The 18,314-nt window shown below is 70.9% G+C and carries 16 protein-coding genes and 1 tRNA gene; 6 read left to right on the plus strand and 11 right to left on the minus strand.

What is annotated here, in order from left to right; all coding sequences use genetic code 11:
* Positions 1–41: 41 nt before the first annotated feature.
* The gene (locus BM424_RS09895) at positions 42–1,076 is read left to right on the plus strand and encodes an ADP-ribosylglycohydrolase family protein (RefSeq protein ID WP_093415513.1); all 1,035 of its coding nucleotides are present in this window, start codon (positions 42–44) and stop codon (positions 1,074–1,076) included.
* A 6-nt stretch (positions 1,077–1,082) separates the two neighbouring features.
* On the opposite strand, the gene BM424_RS09900 is transcribed toward BM424_RS09895, so the two are convergent.
* The 4 genes from BM424_RS09900 to BM424_RS09915 form a co-directional block, all read right to left on the minus strand.
* Positions 1,083–1,913: a metal ABC transporter permease gene (locus tag BM424_RS09900; protein WP_217649677.1), complete on the minus strand. Its 831-nt coding sequence runs from the start codon at positions 1,911–1,913 to the stop codon at positions 1,083–1,085.
* A gap of 44 nt (positions 1,914–1,957) precedes the next feature.
* On the minus strand, positions 1,958–2,812 hold the full coding sequence (locus BM424_RS09905; protein ID WP_093415517.1) for a metal ABC transporter ATP-binding protein: 855 nt from the start codon (positions 2,810–2,812) through the stop codon (positions 1,958–1,960).
* Positions 2,809–3,762 carry a metal ABC transporter solute-binding protein, Zn/Mn family gene (locus tag BM424_RS09910; protein ID WP_245775733.1) on the minus strand — a complete coding sequence of 318 codons (954 nt, stop codon included), beginning with the start codon at positions 3,760–3,762 and terminating at the stop codon, positions 2,809–2,811. Before BM424_RS09910 ends, BM424_RS09905 begins: the two co-directional genes overlap by 4 nt.
* 278 nt (positions 3,763–4,040) lie before the next feature.
* Entirely contained in the window at positions 4,041–5,135 is a 1,095-nt protein-coding gene (locus BM424_RS09915) for an ABC transporter ATP-binding protein (protein WP_093415520.1), read from the minus strand.
* Positions 5,136–5,321: 186 nt separating this feature from the next.
* Between BM424_RS09915 and BM424_RS09920 the strand changes: the two genes are divergently transcribed.
* Positions 5,322–6,422, plus strand: coding sequence for a LacI family DNA-binding transcriptional regulator (locus BM424_RS09920; protein WP_093415521.1), 1,101 nt, complete (start codon positions 5,322–5,324; stop codon positions 6,420–6,422).
* Between the two features lie 38 nt (positions 6,423–6,460).
* Here BM424_RS09920 and BM424_RS09925 read toward each other — a convergent pair whose 3' ends face one another.
* The 7 genes from BM424_RS09925 to BM424_RS09955 all read right to left on the minus strand — a co-directional run bounded on the left by BM424_RS09925 (position 6,461) and on the right by BM424_RS09955 (position 15,494).
* The gene (locus tag BM424_RS09925; RefSeq protein ID WP_093415523.1) at positions 6,461–8,050 is read right to left on the minus strand and encodes a polyamine aminopropyltransferase; all 1,590 of its coding nucleotides are present in this window, start codon (positions 8,048–8,050) and stop codon (positions 6,461–6,463) included.
* Between the two features lie 7 nt (positions 8,051–8,057).
* Positions 8,058–8,483 carry a DUF350 domain-containing protein gene (locus tag BM424_RS09930; RefSeq protein WP_093415524.1) on the minus strand — a complete coding sequence of 142 codons (426 nt, stop codon included), beginning with the start codon at positions 8,481–8,483 and terminating at the stop codon, positions 8,058–8,060.
* An 85-nt stretch (positions 8,484–8,568) separates the two neighbouring features.
* The gene (locus BM424_RS09935) at positions 8,569–9,006 is read right to left on the minus strand and encodes a DUF4247 domain-containing protein (protein ID WP_093415526.1); all 438 of its coding nucleotides are present in this window, start codon (positions 9,004–9,006) and stop codon (positions 8,569–8,571) included.
* A gap of 3 nt (positions 9,007–9,009) precedes the next feature.
* Positions 9,010–9,621 (minus strand): DUF4178 domain-containing protein, encoded by a 612-nt coding sequence (locus BM424_RS09940; RefSeq protein ID WP_093415527.1) that lies wholly within the window; start codon positions 9,619–9,621, stop codon positions 9,010–9,012.
* A gap of 139 nt (positions 9,622–9,760) precedes the next feature.
* On the minus strand, positions 9,761–12,310 hold the full coding sequence (otsB, locus tag BM424_RS09945) for a trehalose-phosphatase (protein ID WP_217649658.1): 2,550 nt from the start codon (positions 12,308–12,310) through the stop codon (positions 9,761–9,763).
* Between the two features lie 131 nt (positions 12,311–12,441).
* Positions 12,442–13,893, minus strand: coding sequence for an alpha,alpha-trehalose-phosphate synthase (UDP-forming) (locus BM424_RS09950; RefSeq protein WP_093415530.1), 1,452 nt, complete (start codon positions 13,891–13,893; stop codon positions 12,442–12,444).
* A gap of 152 nt (positions 13,894–14,045) precedes the next feature.
* Positions 14,046–15,494, minus strand: a complete 1,449-nt coding sequence (locus tag BM424_RS09955) for a threonine/serine exporter family protein (protein WP_175548005.1) — start codon at positions 15,492–15,494, stop codon at positions 14,046–14,048.
* A gap of 198 nt (positions 15,495–15,692) precedes the next feature.
* On the opposite strand from BM424_RS09955, the gene BM424_RS09960 reads away from it, so the two are divergent.
* The 4 genes from BM424_RS09960 to BM424_RS09975 all read left to right on the plus strand — a co-directional run bounded on the left by BM424_RS09960 (position 15,693) and on the right by BM424_RS09975 (position 17,909).
* Positions 15,693–15,765, plus strand: a tRNA-Thr gene (locus BM424_RS09960).
* Positions 15,766–15,995: 230 nt separating this feature from the next.
* Entirely contained in the window at positions 15,996–16,463 is a 468-nt protein-coding gene (locus BM424_RS09965; protein ID WP_245775734.1) for a GNAT family N-acetyltransferase, read from the plus strand.
* A gap of 62 nt (positions 16,464–16,525) precedes the next feature.
* On the plus strand, positions 16,526–17,032 hold the full coding sequence (locus BM424_RS09970) for a DUF2127 domain-containing protein (protein ID WP_093415533.1): 507 nt from the start codon (positions 16,526–16,528) through the stop codon (positions 17,030–17,032).
* Between the two features lie 142 nt (positions 17,033–17,174).
* Entirely contained in the window at positions 17,175–17,909 is a 735-nt protein-coding gene (locus tag BM424_RS09975; protein ID WP_093415535.1) for a S1 family peptidase, read from the plus strand.
* Positions 17,910–18,314: the final 405 nt, after the last annotated feature.

Consider the following 18,314-nt stretch of genomic DNA (forward strand, 5'->3'; position numbering starts at 1 on the left):
AACGAGTGGCGTAGTGGGACGCCGCGGAAGGAGCACCACCCGTGCCGACGACGTCCGCAGTGGTCGATCGGGCGGTGGGTTGCCTGCTGGGCGGCGCCCTCGGCGACTCGCTCGGCACCCTGGTGGAGTACTCGCCGCTGGAGGACATCCGCGCCGAGTTCGGACCGGACGGACTCACCGAACCCGCCCCCCAGGCACTGCTCGGCGACGCCACCCAGATGGCGCTGTTCGCCGGCGAGGGCTACCTGCACGCCTGGACCACGGGCAACAGCGGTGGCCAGTGGCGGCCCGTCGAGTCCACCGCGGCGGCGCTGCGCCGCTGGCTGCTGACCCAGCAGGAGGACAAGCCCGCGCCCGGCGCCACCGGGCTGCTCGCCGAGCCCGAGCTCTACGTCAGCCGCGCACCCGGCCTGACCAGCCTGCGCGCGCTGGAGGAACCCGAGCTCGGCACGCCGGACCGGCCGCGCAACACCTCCAAGGGCTGCGGCGGCCTGGACCGCAGCACCCCCATCGGCTTCTCCCCCACCGGCGAGATGGCCTACCAGCTGGCCTGCCAGTGCGCGGCGCTGACGCACGGCGGCGTCGGCGGCTGGTCCTCGGCGGGGGCGCTCGCGCTGATCGTGCACCTGGTCGCGGTGCAGCAGCGCCGGTTGCCCGCGGCCGTCGACCAGGCCGCAGGACGCGTGCTGCGGGAGGACTTCGAGACCGCCAACGCGCTCGCCGAGGCCGCCACGCTGTCCCGGCTCGGCGCCAGCGTCGGTCACATCGAACGCCTCGGGCAGGGCTGGATCGGCCCGGAGGCGCTGGCCATCGGCGTCTACTGCGCGCTCGCGCTGCCCAAGCCCGAGCAGTTCGCCGACGCGATCCGGCTGGCGGTCAACCACTCCGGCCACAGCGACTCCACCGCGGCCGTCACCGGCAGCATCCTCGGCGCCCGCCACGGCACGGCCGTGCTGCCGCGGAACTGGCTGGCCCGCCTGGAACTCGCCGACGTCATCGAGCGCATCGGCCACGACCTCGGCGCCTCCTGCTCGGGGGAGCCGTTCAACGAGCGCCGCTACCTCGGTCTCGGCTGAGCCCGGTCAGGCCGCGGCCGGGACCCGCGAGGCCCGCGCGAGGCGGCGGGTGCCGACGGCCCGGCAGACCAGGTAGATCACGAACGAGATGATCGTGACGAACGCGCTCACCGGCGCGCCCGGCGCCAGCGACAGCAGGATGCCGCCCAGCACGGCGACTTCCGCGAACACCACGGCCAGCACGGTCGCGCGCACCGGGCTCGCGGTCACCCGCGCGGCCGCCGCGCCCGGCGTGACCATCAGGGCCAGCACCAGCAACGCGCCCACGGTGTAGACGCCCAACGCCGTCGCCACGCCGACCAGGACCGCGAACAGCGGGGTCAGCACGCGGGTCGGCACACCGCGCGCGGTGGCGACGTCGGGGTCGACGCTGGCGAACAGCAGCGGCCGGTACACGAAGGCCAGCACCAGCAGCACCACCACCGCGCAGCCGCTGAGCAGCAGCACGTCGGCCGAGTCCACGCCGACGATCTGCCCCACCAGCAGGCTGAACTTGTTCGCGGTGCGCTCGGGGTTCAGCCACAGCAGGAACACGCCCACGCCCAGGCCGAACGACAGGATCGCGCCGATCACCGAGTCGCGCTCGGTCTGCTTCTGGCCCAGCAGGCCCAGCAGCAGCGCGGCCACCACCGCACCGGCCAGCGCGCCGACGCCGACGCTCACCCCCACCAGCAGCGCCGCGGCGGCGCCGGTGAAGGCCAGCTCGGCGGTGCCGTGCACGGCGAAGGACATCTTGCGGGCCACGACCAGCGGCGCCAGGCAGCCCGACACGAGGCCGAGCGCGGCGGCCGCCAGCAGCGCCTGCTGCACGAACGGGTAACCGAGCAGGTTGATCATGGTGTCGAAGTCGAGCACCTTGCTCAGCGACTCACCGACGTCGTTCACGCTTCGTCCGCCCCCACCACGTGGTGCTCGTCGTTCTCGGCCCCGGCCACCACGAGACGACCGCCGACCCGGGCCACCTCGATGTCGGTCCGGTACAGCTCCGAGAGGGTCTCGGAGTTCATCACCTCGTCCGGCGTGCCGATCCGGAACCGGCCGTCGACCAGGTACAGCACCCGGTCCACCAGCGGCAGCACCGGGTTGATCTCGTGGGTCACGAACAGCACGCCCGCGTCGGTGCGGCGCGCCTGCTCGGCGATCAGCCGCGACACCTTGCGCTGGTGCGAGAGGTCCAGCGACAGCAGCGGTTCGTCGCACAGCAGCACCGACGGGTCGCTGACCAGCGCCTGGGCCACCCGCAGCCGCTGCTGCTCACCGCCGGAGAGCAGGCCGACCGGCATCTTCGCGTACTCGGTGGCCTCGACCGCGCGCAGCGCGTCGGCGACCCGGCGCTTGCGCTCCCGGCGGCCGCCGAAGCCCAGACCCCAGTGGTGGCCGTCGAGGCCGAGGCCGACGAGGTCGCTGCCGCGCACCGTGACGTTGGCCTCCAGCGCCCGCTGCTGCGGGATGTAGCCGATCCGGTCGCTGCCGCGCCGCGCCGGTTCCCCTCCGATGTGGACGGTCCCGGAGTTGAGCTCCTGCAGCCCGAGCAGCACCCGGAGCAGGCTGGTCTTGCCCGAGCCGTTCGGGCCGAGCACGGCCACGAACTCGCCCGGTGCGACGTCGAGGTCCAGGCCGGACCACAGGGTCCGCTCGCCGTAGGCGAGGGTCGCGCCGCGCAGCGAGACGGCCGGGGACCCGGCGCCGTCCTGCGCCGCCGCCGGGTCCGCTTCTGCGAGTTGTTCGGAGGTCATCGGTTGAGGGCACCTTGCAAGGCGGTGATCTGCGCGTCCATCCACTGCACGTAACCGGCGCCCTCGGGCAGCGTCTCGGTCATCTCCACGACCGGGATGCGCTGCGCGTCGGCGGCGGTGCGCACGTTGCGGGTGACCGGCGATTCGGTCTGCGGGTTGTAGATGACGGCGACGGCCTGACGCCCGTTGATCGCGTTCTGGACGTCGGCGACGGCCGCCGCCGAGGGGTCGGTCTCGGCCTCGATGGCGTTGACGAACGACGGCGGGGTCACGTCGTTCAGCTTGGCGGATTCGATCATGTAGTGGGCCACCGGCTCGGTGACGATCACCGGCTTGCCCTGGTGCGCCGCGGCGATCTCGCCGACCCGCTTCTCCAGCCCGGCGACCTGCTGCTCGAAACCGGCGGCGTTGGCCTCGAACTGCTGCGCCTTGGCGGGCTGGATCCTGCCGAGCTCGGCGGCGATCTTGTCGGCGACCTCGTGCACGGCGTGCAGGTCGTACCAGACGTGCTCGTTCACCGAGTGGTCGTGCCCGGCGTGCTCGCCGTGCGGCTCCTCGGCGTGCTCGCCCGCGTGCTCACCGCCGTGCTCACCACCGTGTTCGCCCTCCGCCGGGGCGGGCTCGGGGTGCTCGGAGTCGACGGCCTGCACGGTCGGCTTGGCGCTCTGGCCCAGGATCTGGGTCATGAACTCGTCGTAGCCGCCGCCGTTGAGCACCACCAGGTTCGCGTCGCTGATCTTGGCGGCGTCCTGCGGGCTGCTCTCGTAGGAGTGCGGGTCGGCCCCGGCGTCGTTGATGATCGACTCGACCTCGACGGCGTCGCCGCCGACGGCCTGCGCGACGCTGCCCCACACGCTGGTCGAGGCGACGACCTTGACCTTGTCGTCGGGCCCGGGTGCGGCGGGCTGACCCGCCGAGCAACCGGTCAGCGCGATGACGCCGACGGTCATTCCGGCTAATGCGGTCACAGCTGTGCGGCTGCGGACGGTCATGGATGGCACTCCCGGGTGATCAGGCAGGACGCTGTCGAGCGACTCCAGATGCGAACGGTAACGGTAACCGTTGTCAACAGCAGTCTAGGCGCCCTTCAACCAAACGCACCAGAACCCGTCGTATTTCCGAACGCGACATGCCCCACAAGCAGCAACAACGCCCCCGCCCGGAAAACCAGGACGAGGGCGTTGACGCGATCGCCGACCCCGCAGGAGACGGCGGCGATCGAAACCGATCAGGCGGCCAGGCGGACACCCGTTTCGGGGTGGAACAGGTGCACCTCACCGGCGTCGCGGAGGGCGACCTTGACCTTCTGGCCCAGCGCCGGGGGCGTGCGGCCGTCGGCGCGCACGACGAAGCGCTCCGAGGAGCCGCCGACCGTGATCGAGCCGTGGATGAGCGCGTCGGCGCCCAGCTCCTCGACCAGCTCCACGGTCATGTCCAGGCCCTCGGCCTCGCTGGAGGTCAGCTCCAGGGCCTCGGGACGCACGCCGAAGGTGACCTCCTTGAGGTCGCCCGCGGCGGCCAGCGACTCGCGGGACAGCGGGACCGTGGTGCCGTCGAGCACCGCGCCCTCGCTGCTCAGCGGCACCGTCTTGAGGTTCATCGCCGGGGAGCCGATGAAGCCCGCGACGAACGCGTTCGCCGGGTTCTCGTACAGCTCGCGCGGCGAGGCCACCTGCTGCAGCAGGCCGTCCTTGAGCACCGCCACGCGGTGGCCCATCGTCATCGCCTCGACCTGGTCGTGGGTGACGTAGATGGTCGTGGTCCCCAGGCGCTTCTGCAGCGCGGCGATGTTCGCGCGGGTCTCCACGCGGAGCTTGGCGTCCAGGTTGGACAGCGGCTCGTCCATCAGGAACACGCTGGGCTCGCGGACGATCGCGCGGCCCATCGCGACCCGCTGGCGCTGACCGCCGGACAGGGCCTTGGGCTTGCGGTCCAGGTACTTCTCGAGGTCGAGCATCCGCGCGGCCTCGGTCACCTTCTCGTTGATGACGGCCTTCGGGGTCTTGCGCAGCTTGAGCGCGAAGCCCATGTTCTCGGCGACCGTCATGTGCGGGTAGAGCGCGTAGGACTGGAAGACCATCGCGATGTCCCGCGCCTTCGGCGGGGTGTTGGTGACATCGCTGCCACCGATGGAAATACCGCCCTCGTCGATGTCCTCGAGCCCGGCCAGCATGCGCAACGCGGTGGACTTCCCGGACCCGGAGGGCCCCACCAGAACGAGGAACTCGCCGTCGGCGACGTCCAGTTCCAGCTGGTCAACGGCCTTGACCGGCGGGCTGCCGGGATAGACGCGCGAGGCGTTGACGTACGCGACCTCAGCCATATGTGACACCCTTCACTACAAATGGTCCAGAGGACGCTATCCGCCGAAAGTGTTTCCGTCACTCCCCCGAGCGAACCATTTCGGACAGTGATCAGCGTACATCGCGCCGTGTTCAGCGTTCGAACATCAGTGGGACGTAGGTCATGCTCGCTTCACCCTCGGGATCTGAACCGTTACGGTTCCTCCATGGCGCGGTCAACGAATGCCCGGCGGCCTGCGACCCTCGCGTCGCTCGCTGCGGAACTCGGGGTTTCCCGGACGACGGTGTCGAACGCCTACAACCGTCCGGATCAGCTGTCTCCTGAGCTGCGCAAGCGCGTCCTGGAGACGGCGCGGCGGCTCGGCTATCCCGGGCCGGACCCGGTCGCACGCTCGCTGCGCACCCGCAAGGCGGGTGCGGTCGGCCTGCTGCTCACCGAGAACCTCTCCTACGCCTTCCGCGACCCGGGAGCCGTCGGCTTCCTGGAAGGGCTCGCGCTGGCCTGCGAGGACGCCGGTCAGGGGCTGACGCTCATCCCGGCCAGCCCGGAGCGCGAGGACGTCGCCTCGGTGCACCGCGCCGGCGTCGACGGCTTCGTCGTGTACTCCGTTCCCGAGGACGACCCGCACCTGGCAGCCGTGCTGGAGCGCCCCGTCCCGGTCGTGGTGTGCGACCAGCCGCGCCTGGACAACCTGGACTGGGTCGGCCCGGACGACCGCAAGGCCATCAAGGCCGTCGCCGATCACCTCATCGGGCTCGGGCACCGCCGCATCGGCGTGCTGTGCATGCGCCTGGCGCGCGGCCGCAACGACGGTCCCGCCACCGTGCAGCGGCAGGCCAACGCCAGCTTCCACGTGCAGAAGGCCCGCCTGACCGCGCTCGCCGAGGAGTTCAGCGAGGCCGGCGTGGACTGGACGACGGTGCCGGTCGTGGAGCGCTTCGACCACACGCTGGACTCGGGCGCCTCCGCCGCCGCGCAGGCGCTGGAGATCGACCCGGAGATCACCGCGCTGGTGTGCACCTCCGACATCCTGGCGCTGGGCGCGCTGCGCGAGGCCCGCAACCGCGGCCTGCGGGTGCCCGAGGACCTCACGATCACCGGTTTCGACGGCATCCCGGACGCCGAGCGCGCCGGGCTCACCACGGTCCGCCAGCCCTGGCTGGAGAAGGGCCGCGCCGCCGGTCGCCTCCTGCTGGAGACCGCCGAGCCCAGCCGTCCCCGCCACATCCAGCTCGAGACCCAGCTCATCACCGGCTCGACCTCGGGCCCGCCCCGCTCCGGCGAGGAGTTCTGGTTCGGCCCGTGACCCGCGGTGGACCCGATTTCCGCGGAAATCGGGCCGGGTCAGTAGTTGGTCCACTCGCCCTGGGCGTAGTCGAGGATCGTCGGGTGCATCAGGGTCGAGGGCCGCAGGTCCGGGAGGCGGGCGCGGTCCGGCGGGAACGTCCGGGCCGCCCGCAGCGTGTCCGCGTCGAGGGAGCGCAGCGGCGGGACGTCGTCGGGCAGGCGCGGTTCCGGGGGCGTTGAGCCCTGGGTGACCAGGTGGAACCCCCACTCGCCGAAGGCCGGGACCGAGACCTCGTAGGGCGTGGTGGCCAGGCCGAGGGAGCGCAGCGTCGCCTCGACGCACCAGTAGGCCTTCGGCGCGAAGTACGGCGACCCGGCCTGCACGACCATCCGCGCCCGGTCGGTCATGGCCTGCCGGACCAGGCCGTAGAACTCGGCGGAGTACAGCTTCGCGGTCGCGGTCGAGTCGGCGTCGGGCATGTCGACGAACACCACGTCGTAGCGGTCCCGGTTCTCCCGCAGCCAGCTGAACGCGTCGGCCGGGATCGCGTGCACCCTCGGGTCGCGGAACGCGTCGTGGTTCAGCGAGGAGACGCGCTCGTCGTCGCGGGCCAGCTTCAGCACCGCCGGGTCGAGGTCGACCAGCGTCACCTCGCGCACGTCCGGGTAGCGCAGGATCTCCCGCAGCGCCAGGCCGTCCCCGCCGCCGAGCACCAGCACGCGCCCGCGCGGCCCGCACATCGCCGGGTGCACCAGGGCCTCGTGGTACCGGTACTCGTCGACCGAGCTGAACTGCAGGTCCCCGTTGAGGAACAGCCGCGTGTCCCGAACCCCGCTCAGCGACACCGATTCGGTGAGCACCACGTCCTGGTAGGGCGTGCGCTCGGCGTGCACCACCGGCGCCGAGTACAGCGCTTGCCGCGCGGTGACCTCGAAGTCGTCGGCGTAGGCGTAGGCGCCCAGCAGCAGGCCCGCGACCAGCGCCGACGCGCCGATCAGCAGCAGCCGGGCGCGCTTGGACAGCTCCCGGCGGAACACCGTGAGCACCAGGCCCAGCCCGGCGGCGGCGTTGAGCATCCCCACCAGCAGCGCGCCCTGCACCTGCCCGAACAGCGGCAGCAGCAGGAACGGGAAGGCCAGCCCGCCGACCAGGCCACCGACGTAGTCGGCGGCGAACAGGTCGGCCACCGCCGACCCCGCGTCCTGGCTGCGGATGCGCTGCAGCAGCACCATGAGCAGCGGGATCTCGGCGCCGATGAGCAGGCCCAGCACCAGCGCGGTCGCGATCAGCGCCGGCAGGTACAGGCTCAGCCACGCGAACGCCGCGTAGAGCCCGAGGACGCTGAGCCCGCCGAGCAGCGCCAGCGCCAGCTCGATCCCGGCGAACGAGGCCGCCGCCCACGGCTGGAGGGGTTTGGCCACCAGCGCGCCGACGCCCATCGCGAACACCATGAGCGACAGCACGATCGAGGCCTGCCCGATGGTGTCGCCGATCAGGTAGCTGCCGAGCGCGACCAGCGCGAGCTCGTAGACCAGGCCGCAGGCGGCGCAGACGAACACCGCCACCAGCACCGCGAACCGCGCCCCGCGGTTGGGCGGCGCCGGGGCCGAATCCTGTTGTGCCGGAGCGGCTTCGGTCGTCGTCACGGGTGGATCAGTAGATCGACGCGGCCATCAGGACCGCGATCACCAGGTGCGCGGACGCCGACACCCAGGTCGCCGGGTGCATGTCCGGCGAGGCCAGCTCGTCGCCGAGCTTGCCGGGCGTGATGGCGTCGATGAGCAGGAAGGACAGGCTCATCAGGATCAGCCCGAGCAGCCCGTAAACGACGGTGCCGACCAGGCCGACGAGCAGGTCGTTGGAGCTGGCCATGATCGCGGTGGTGAGGATGATGCCGACGCCGAGCAGGCCGGAGACCAGCAGCAGCGCGGCGTTCGGGTTGCGCTGCACCCAGATCAGGTCGCGCAGCCTGCCGGGGGTCGCGAGGTCGACGAGCACGTAGCCGAGGGCCATCATCGCCACCCCGATCACCCCGTAGGCGACCGCGGCGAACAGGCCGGCGAGCAGTTCGTGGAGCAAGGTGGTGCCCTTCCCGTGTGGTGAGTGCGTCAGCGCGCGGCCGGAACCGCGCGCGGAGGTCGAGGTGCGGTGGCGGGGCCGCGCGTCACTTGCCGACTCCCGGACCGCCGCCCCGGAAGGTCTCGCCGCGCGTGGAGCTCCAGCCCCACACGTGCGCGACGTGGCTGTGGTAGTGGCGGTAGGCGCGGTCGGCGTCCATCAGGTGGATGACCGAGCCGGTCCGCTGCGGCTGGATGATCACCGCGTCGTCCGAGTAGCGCAGGTAGACGCCCGAGGCGTCGGTGGTCTGCGCCTGGGGCCGCCACTTGGCGGTGATCTCGCCCGCGACGGTCCGCGGCGGCTTCGGGCTGGTGTAGGCCTCGTTGTCGTCGTCCCCGGCGATGTCGAGGTGCGCGGCGCGGGTGTAGTGCTGCTGCACGTAGCCGCGCGGCCCGCCACCACCGGCGAAGATCAGCACCATCGCGACGATGAGGGCGATCACCGCGGCAGCGCCCGCGATGACGAACCAGTACCTGGGTTTCATCGATCAGTCCGCCGTCGGGTAGATGAGCACGTCGTAGCGGCCGAGCTTCTCGCCCGCGGTGGCCTCCCACGCTGCACCGCCGTAGGACTCGAAGCCCAGCAGCGCGCCGTCGGCAGCCTCGTAGTCGTGGTAGCGCACGGTCCCCTGCGCATCCAGGCCCGTGGTCGCCTCGCTGCGGAAGCTCGCCGAACCCGACTCGCCCGAGCGGTAGGTGCGGCCCTCGTGCTCGATCGTCGGGGCGCCCGGCGCTCCGACCCCGGTCACCGGCGTCCACATGGTCAGGATCAGATCCGGGTCCTCCTCCACCGCCAGCCACACCTGGGTTCCCTTGGAGTCGTCGAGCAGGTGCTCCGACCAGCTCCAGCCGCCCTCGTCGAGGCGCAGGCTGCCGCGCACGGTGTAGGTCGTCGAGCGGATCTCCACGATGTCCCCGGCCTTGAGCGCGCGCGGATCACCGCGCAGCGAGTCCTGGTCACCCGTGCCGAAGGGGTCCTGCGGCGTTCCCGCCGTCGACTCCCCCTGGCGCTCCGCGCGCCGCGCCCGCATCCCGAGCACCACGGCGACGACCGCGACCACGATCAGCAGCAGCACCAGCACGACCAGCAACGCCGTCATGGCTTCCCCCTTTCCGCAGGATCTCGCGCCGAGGCTAACCGGACGAGATCACCCGAGTGGCCCAAAACCCCGAAACGTGACCAACCGAAATGGAAAGGGCCGCCCACCGGGTGGTGGGCGGCCCTTCTCGGGAGGTGCGTCAGGCGGAGAGCAGCTGGGCGCAGCGGATCAGGCCCAGGTGCGAGTACGCCTGCGGGTGGTTGCCCAGCGAGCGCTCGGCGATCGGGTCGTACTCCTCCGACAGCAGGCCCGTCGGACCGGCGGTGTCGACGATCTGCTGGAACAGCTCCTCCGCCTCGGTGCGGCGGCCGGTGAGCAGGTAGGCCTCGATCAGCCACGCCGCGCACAGGTGGAACCCGCCCTCGTCACCGGGCAGGCCGTCGTCCCGCCGGTAGCGGTAGACGGTGGAGCCGCTGCGCAGCTCCGCCTCGATGGCGGTGACGGTGGCGCGGAACCGCTCGTCGGACGGGTCGATCAGGCCCGACAGCCCGACGTAGAGCGAGGCCGCGTCCAGGTCGGAGCCCTCGTAGGCGGTGGTGAACGCCTGCACGTCCGGGTGCCAGCCGTTCTTCACCACGTCCTCGGCGATCTGGTCGCGCAGCGGGACCCAGGCGTCGTCGAGCTCGCGGCCGTAGGCCTCGGCGATCTTGACGGCGCGGTCCAGCGTCACCCAGCACATCACCTTGGAGTAGACGTGGTGGCGCGGCGCGTCGCGCTCCTCCCAGATGCCGTGGTCGGGCTCGAACCAGCGCTTGCCGACCGCGTCGGCCATCGCCGTGACCAGCTCCCAGTCGTTGTCCCTGACCCGGCCGGTGGCCTGCGCGAGGTGCGCGATGAGCTCCACGACCGGCCCGAACACGTCGAGCTGGACCTGCTGGTCGGCGAGGTTGCCGACGCGCACCGGACGCGAACCGGCGTAGCCGGGCAGGCTGTCGATCACGGCCTCCGGGCCGAGACCGGTGCCCTGCAGCGAGTACAGCGGGTGCAGCCGCTCCGGCCCGGGGACGCTCTCCAGCACCCGGTGCAGCCAGTCCAGGAAGTCCTCCGCCTCGGTGTTGGAGCCGAGCGTGACCAGCGCCTGGGCGGTCATGGCGCCGTCGCGCAGCCAGCAGTAGCGGTAGTCCCAGTTGCGGACACCGCCGATCTCCTCGGGCAGCGAGGTGGTGGCCGCCGCCATGATCGCGCCGGTGTCGGAGTGCACCAGGCCGCGCAGCGTGAGCGCCGAGCGGGCCACCAGGTCGCGCTCGACCTCCGGCAGCGACAGCGTCTTCATCCACTCCGACCAGTAGGCCTCGGCCTCGGCCCGGCGGGCGGGCTCGTCGGTGGGCGTGAGGTCCTCGGTGCCGCCGCGCATCTCCAGCACCACCGGCTCACCGTCGGTGAGCTCGATGACGGCCTTCGCCGACTGGTGCATCCCGTCGGAGGTGATCTCCCACTGCACGCCCGGCGAGTACAGCACCATCGGCTCGGAGGTGCCCTGCACGCGCAGGCCCCCGGCCTCGGGCGTGATCCGCACCGGCACCTGGCCGAACTCCGGCCGCGGCGCGAAGTCCACGGTCACCGTGGTGCTGCCGCTGATGACGCGCACCAGGTCGGTGCGGTGGCTGTCGGTGCCGTGCGCGAGGTAGTCGGTGACCAGCAGCCGCGACCAGCGGGTCTCCACGGTCATCGTGTTGGGCACGTAGCGCTGGCCCAGCGGCAGCGGGCTGCGCTGACCGCCGTTGCCGCTGGCGTGCGGGCGGATGCTGAAGTGCCCGGCGGTCGGGCCGCCGAGCAGGTCAGCGAACACCGCGGCCGAGTCCGGCCCGGGGTGGCACATCCAGGTCACCCGGGCGTCCGGGGTGACCAGCGCGATGGTGCGCTCGTTGGACAGCATGGTCAGCCGCTCGATGGGCGGAGCCTGCTCGCCGTAGAGCCAGGTGCGCCGCTCCTCCATGAGGAACGCCAGCACGGTGGCCACGTCGGTGGTGCTGCTGATCCGGTGCGCCGCCAGCGACTCCCCGTCGCCGACCTTGATGCCCAGGTCGGGTCCCTGCAGGCGGGCGAAGGCCTTCTCGTCGGTGACGTCGTCGCCGAGGAAGATCGCGGCGGTGGCGCCGACCTGGTGGCGCAGCGCCTCGAGCGCGTTGCCCTTGTCGGTCTGCACCACGGCCAGCTCGATGACGGCCTTGCCCTCGGTGACCTGCACGCCGTCCCACTGGGCGGGGCCGGAGCGCACGGCGTCGAGGACGGCCTCGGCCACGTCGGGCTCGGCGCGGCGGACGTGGACGGCGACGCTGGCCGGCTTGGCCTCCAGCGTCACGCCGGTCCGGCCGCGCACGACGTCCTGCACGGCGACCTGCAGCTCGGTCCGGAGCTGGGTGGCCTCGGGTTCGAGTCCGTGCACGAAGCCGACGTCGAACTCCGAACCGTGGCTGCCGACGAGGTGGACCTCCGCGGGCAGGCGGGACAGGGTCGCGAGGTCGCGCAGCGCACGACCGGAGATCACCGCCGTGGTGGTCGCGGGCAGCGCGGCGAGCGAGCGCAGCGCGTGCACGGATTCGGGTAGCGGTTTGGCCTGGGTCGGGTCGGCCACGATCGGCGCGAGCGTGCCGTCGTAGTCGCAGGCGACCAGAAGTCGAGGCGTCCGCGCGAGCTGCACGATCACGCGTCGCAGCTCCGCAGGCAGGGCTTCGGCGGTCAACGCCATACTCCTTGGGGCAGGTCAAGTCTGGATGGATCGATCCGGAACGCCTGAGGCGATAACCATCTGCTGGCGACCGGTTCTGCTCAGTATCGCCGACGTGGCGCGTTCCGCTGTTGCGGACCGGTTACCGTCAGCTACTCCACGAGGGGCGCGCCCAACGCTTCGAGGAACGACCGCGCCCAGCGGTCGACATCGTGCGTGAGCACTTGCCTACGCAGAGCGCGCATCCTACGGCGACCCTCCGCCTCGTCGATCTCCAGGGCGGCGAGCAGAGCGTCCTTCACCCCGTCCAGGTTATGGGGATTCACCAAGAACGCACTCGTGAGCTCGGCGGCCGCCCCGGCGAACTCGCTGAGCACCAGCGCCCCGCCCAGGTCGTACCGGCACGCGACGTACTCCTTGCAGACCAGGTTCATCCCGTCGCGCACCGGGGTCACGACCATCACGTCGGCCGCGGCGTACAGCGCGACCAGGTCCTTCTTGTCCACAGAGGTGTGCAGGTAGTGCACGGCCGGGTGACCGACGCGGCCGAACAGGCCGTTGATCCGGCCGACCTCGCGCTCGATGCCGTCGCGCATCTGCTTGTAGTGCTCGACGCGCTCCCGGCTGGGCGTGGCGACCTGGATCATCGTCACGTCCTCGGCCTTGATGTGGCCCTCGGCGAGCAGCTCGTGCATGGCGTGCAGCCGCACGTCGATGCCCTTGGTGTAGTCCAGCCGGTCCACCCCGAGCATGATCTTGCGCGGGTTGCCCAGGTCCGCGCGCAGCTTCTTGACCCGCTGCTGGACGTCCTTGCTGCGCGCGAGCCGGTCCAGCTCGGTGGAGGCGATGGAGATCGGGAACGCGCCGACCCGCACCGTCCGGTCGCCCACCTGCACCACGCCCGGCCGGTTGCGCACGCCGACCTGGCCGCGGCTGGGCTCGAAACCGGCGAGCCTGCGGGCCAGCCACAGGAAGTTCTGCGCGCCGCCGGGACGGTGGAAGCCGACCAGGTCGGCGCCGAGCAGACCGCGCACGATCTCGGTCCGCCACGGCAGCTGCATGAACAGCTCGACCGGCGGGAACGGGATGTGCAGGAAGAAGCCGATCCGCAGGTCGGGCCGGAGCTCGCGGAGCATCGCGGGCACCAGCTGCAGCTGGTAGTCCTGCACCCACACGGTGGCGCCCTCGGCGCTGACCTCGGCGGCGGCCTCGGCGAAGCGGCGGTTCACCCGCTGGTAGGCGTGCCACCAGGAGCGGTCGAACACCGGCGGCACGACCACGTCGTGGTACAGCGGCCACAGCGTCGCGTTGGAGAAGCCCTCGTAGTACTCGGCGAACTCGTCCGCCGACAGCCGCACCGGGTACAGCTGCATCTCGTCGTCGTCGAACGGCTCGACGTCGACGTCGGCCACGCCGGGCCAGCCGACCCAGGCGCCGCGCCGGGCGCGCAGGAACGGCTCCAGCGCGGTGACCAGCCCGCCGGGGCTGTGCTTCCAGCGCTCGGTGCCGTCCTCGAGCTTCTCCAGGTCGACGGGTAGCCGGTTGGCGACCACGACGAAGTCCGCTCGCTTCGAACTCCTCTGGGGCCCGTCGCCCTTGCTCACCGGAAACCCTCCCGCCCTGTGTCCACCTGGAGTGGTGAGGCTACTTAACCGGCCTCGTCATCGCGTGCTTCGTGTGGCCCAAACACACTCGTGTGTTTCGGTCCGGATGGGGCCTTAACTTCGTTGCGGTTGCGTTGCGCGGCAAGTTCTCATCAGTCCAGCCGCCTCCTGCTGGGGCGCAGCGGACCGGACAGCCTCGGGCCGGAGATCCGCCGCTCCAGGTTGCCGAGCCTGCTGCGCACCGGCTGCGCCAGGTACTCGCCGAGCACCACGCCCGCGCCCAGCGCCAGACCCGTGGCCACCGCCAGCATCAGCGTGGCGACACCGGTCGGGCTGCCCAGCACCGACAGCTCGAACAGACCCCGGTAGGTCGCCAGACCGGGCAGCAGCGGCGACACCGCGGAAACCGCGATGACCAGCGCCGGGATCCGCAACCGGCGGGCGACGATGCCGCCGACGAAACCGACGACGGTGGTGGCCACCGCACCGGCCAGCACGGGGTTGAGCGCCGGGCCGTCCGCCATGGTCAGCGTCGCGTACACCCCGGCGGCCACGCCGCCGCCGATGCCGGCGACGAGCAGCGGTCGCGGCGGCGCGTAGCTGGCCAGCGCGAAGCAGGCCGAGGTGGAGGCACCCGCGAGCACCTGCACCGACAGCACCAGGCCGGGCGCGCTCACCTGCGCTCTGCCCAGCGACTGGGCGTCGAGCCCGGCGACCTGGTCGCCGCCGATGCGCAGGCCGATGTAGAGCGCGAGCACCACGCCCGCGATCAGCCCGGCGGTCATCATCGCCAGTTCCGCCATCCGGCCCGCCGCGGTGACGTTGTAGCCGGTGATGGCGTCCTGCATGGAACCGACGACGGTCATCCCGGACAGCAGAACGATGATGCTCGCGGCGATCGCCAGCGGCGCGCTCCCCAGCAGGCCCAGCGCGTAGGCGCCGAGCGCGATGGTGGTCGCCACGGCCCCGCCGACGGCCTGCTGGAAGAAGAACGGCAGCGCTCGCTTGTTCAGCAACCGGCCGACGCGGTCGACGAGGGCGGTGGTGCCCGCGGCGACCAGCGGCAGGAACGGGTCGTTGCCGCCGCCGAGCAGCACCGCCAGCGAGGCGGCCATGCCCGCCCAGGCCAGGGTGGCGACCCAGCGCGGGAACGGGTGCGCGGCGGTGGTGATCTGGTCCAGCTCGGCGTAGGCGTCGTTGGCGCTGATCTCGCCCGCGGTGATGCGCCGCAGCAGGTTCTCGACGTCGGCGAGCCGGGTGTAGTCGATGGAGCGGTTGCGGACCACGCGCAGCGAGGTGATCGGCGGCTGCTCGGTGCCCCGGTAGCAGGAGACGGTGATCGACGTGTAGATCACGTCGACCTCGCAGTGCGGCAGACCGTAGGCGCTGACCACGCCGATGATCGTCGCGGTGACGTCGGAGGCACCCGCGCCGCTGGCCATCTGCACCTCACCGATGCGCAGGCCGAGGTCGAGGACCAGGTGGACGGTTGACTCGTCGGGCAGCGAGGGCCCGTAGACGACGTTGCGAGAGCCCGGGACGATCGTCTGCTCGGGGTCGCGCCGCCGCAGCACACCACGCGCGCGCTGCGTGATTCCCACCGCGGTCTTTCCTTCCTGCCGCGCCCCGCGAGCGGAGCGCCGCCGTGGCTGATCTTCCCCTCGGGCATCGCCCGTCATGAGCGGACCGTTGCAGTCGGCATCTGTGGCTTCCATCACTGGTCGTGGGCGCAGGCGCGGGCGCTTCCCGGGCCGAGCGCGGCGGCGCTTACGATGTTCGCGCACACCTCGTTGTCGCGCGCCGCTGTAGCTCAGTTGGTAGAGCGCCCGCCTTGTAAGCGGATGGTCAGGGGTTCGAGTCCCCTCAGCGGCTCCGAGCGTACCTGACCAGGCCTTATGACCGAGCGGGTACGGCCGTGTCCGCTCCGCCACAGTCCGCCCGCGGGAATTCTGGTCCCGGGACCAGCAGAAATTCTTTGCAGCGCTCACAACCTGCGATCACGAGCTGATTTCCGACGCGTTGAAGATCACCTTCGACGGGGCGGCTGGACATCGGAGGACCCCGACCTATACCGTCCCTGCGGTTGTCGATCGTGAATTCTGGTGGGGTTGCTCGTGCGCATCGTCGTTGACGATCTGACAGGTCCGGAGATCGAGGCTTTCCTGCACGGCCACATCAGCAAAATGCGGGCGGTCTCGCCGCCGGAGAGCAAGCACGCGCTGGAGCTCAGCTCCCTGCGCCGACCTGGGGTTACGTTCTGGTCCGCGCGCGAGGGCGACGCGGTGCTGGGCTGCGGAGCGATCAAGGAAATCGACCTCGAGCACGCCGAGATCAAATCAATGCGGACCGACCCCACGCACAAGAATCGGGGAATCGCGTCGCAACTGCTGACGCACATCATCGACGAATCGAAACTCATGGGCTACACGCGCCTGAGCCTGGAAACGGGATCCGCCGATTTCTTCGAACCCGCCCGCAAGCTCTACCTCAAGCACGGCTTCGACTACTGCGAACCCTTCGCCGAATACCGCAAAGACCCCAACAGCGTCTTCATGACCAGAACCCTCTGACCCGGACCCCGTCGGGCGGCGCGTCCGCGCAGGGCGGGGCTCGGTGGGCGCATCATGGGGTCGTGGCCGGTGAGCTGACGCTGACGGACAAGCTGTTCCGGGTCGCCGTGTGGATCAAGGGCCTGGACGCCGTGGGCCAGCTGCTCGGCGGGGTGCTGCTGATCTTCTTCACGCCGCGGGCGCTGACCCGGATCGCGCACGGCATCGTGACGCGCGATCTGCTGGGCCCGCCGACCGGACCGCTGGCGGGCCACTTCGAGGAGGCCGTCCAGCACTTCGCCGGCGGCGCCCGCGCCTTCGTGATCGGCTACCTGCTGGTGCACGGCCTGATCAAGCTCGGACTGGTGATCGCCCTGCTGCGCAAGGAGATCCGCTGGTACCCGGTGGCCATCGCCGCGCTGGGACTGTTCGTGCTCTTCGAGCTGATCCGGGGCGTGCAGACGCACTCGCTGATCCTGCCCGCGCTCACCGTGCTGGACATCGCGATCATCGTGATGGTGGTCAAGGAGTACCGCGAGCTCCGCCGGGACTCCGCCGAACCGGAGGGGAATCCGAACCGCCGGGGTTGAATTCCGTTGGGAAATACTGGGAATTGCCGGGTGCCGCATTTCCCATTGATTGGCGAGTTGTGCTCAAGCAATGGACACCGCCACCCGATCGAGTGAAGGTCGATTTCGGCTCTCGCCCATCCGCGAACCGAAGGAGACCAACGTGTCGCTCGTCCGCAATCTCGCCGGACTCGCCGGTGCCGTGATCGCCGGCGGCCTGCTGGCGGTGCCCGCGCAGGCAGCTACCACCCCGCAGGACGTCCAGCCGCTCATCATCGATGGCCACGAGGTGGACAGCGCGCCGTGGGCGGCCCGGTTGTTCGTCGACGACCAGGAGACCTGCACCGCGTCGATCATCGCCCCCGAGTGGGTGCTCACCGCGCAGCACTGCGTCGCCGACGCGGCCGACGGCAACGGCCTGAGCTTCAACATCGGTGACGTCGACCAGACCAAGGGCGAGCACGTCAACGCCATCCCCGGCGAGGTGCACATCCACGACACCGCCGACATCGCGCTGGTCAAGATCGACAAGGCGGTGCAGACCGACTACGCCCCGCTGGGCGACCCGGACACCGTCAAGACCGGTGACACCGTGCAGACCTACGGCTGGGGCGCGACCTGCACCGACAAGCCGGAGATCGAGTGCCAGGCGCCGATCCTCAAGGTCGCCGACGTCAGCGTGACCGGCGTGAACGGCGACTGCACCGACTACCGCGGCGGCCAGGCCATCTGCGCCTCGCGCGGTGACGGCATCCCGGCCGGCGGCGACTCCGGCGGCCCCATGTTCGCCGGTGACAAGCAGGTCGGCGTGGCCTCCACCAGCGACCGCGCGACCTCGACGGCCTACGTCAACATCACCGAGTACCGCGACTGGATCTCCGGCCTCGCCGGGGTCTGATCGACCTCCCACCGGGGACCGCGACGCAGGCAGGGGTCCCCGCTCCAGCGGGCGCATTCGCCCGGGGCGTGCCGGCCCCGGCGGGTGCGCCCGCTTCCATTTCTCACTCGATCCGAGCAGTATTCACAACACCGGAAGATTTCCTGCACCGCACTGATCCACTGCGCCCGAATACTAAGTTTCCCCTGGTCAGACCCTGCCGGAAATTGTCCGCCAAATCGTGGCAGAGGCGGGCTAGCACCGGCTCAGACGGCGAATCAACGTTTCTGTAGTGCTTCTCACGTGTAAAATCCAGAATCGCCTGGTAGATGCCGGAAGAAAGGCGTGAGAACCTGACTCACGACGGATGTTCTGTTAAGTTGGCACAACATGACCGGCGATAAACCGAGCCATAAACACGAAGAT

Source organism: Saccharopolyspora flava, assembly GCF_900116135.1.
In the GTDB taxonomy this organism is placed as follows: Bacteria; Actinomycetota; Actinomycetes; order Mycobacteriales; family Pseudonocardiaceae; genus Saccharopolyspora; species Saccharopolyspora flava.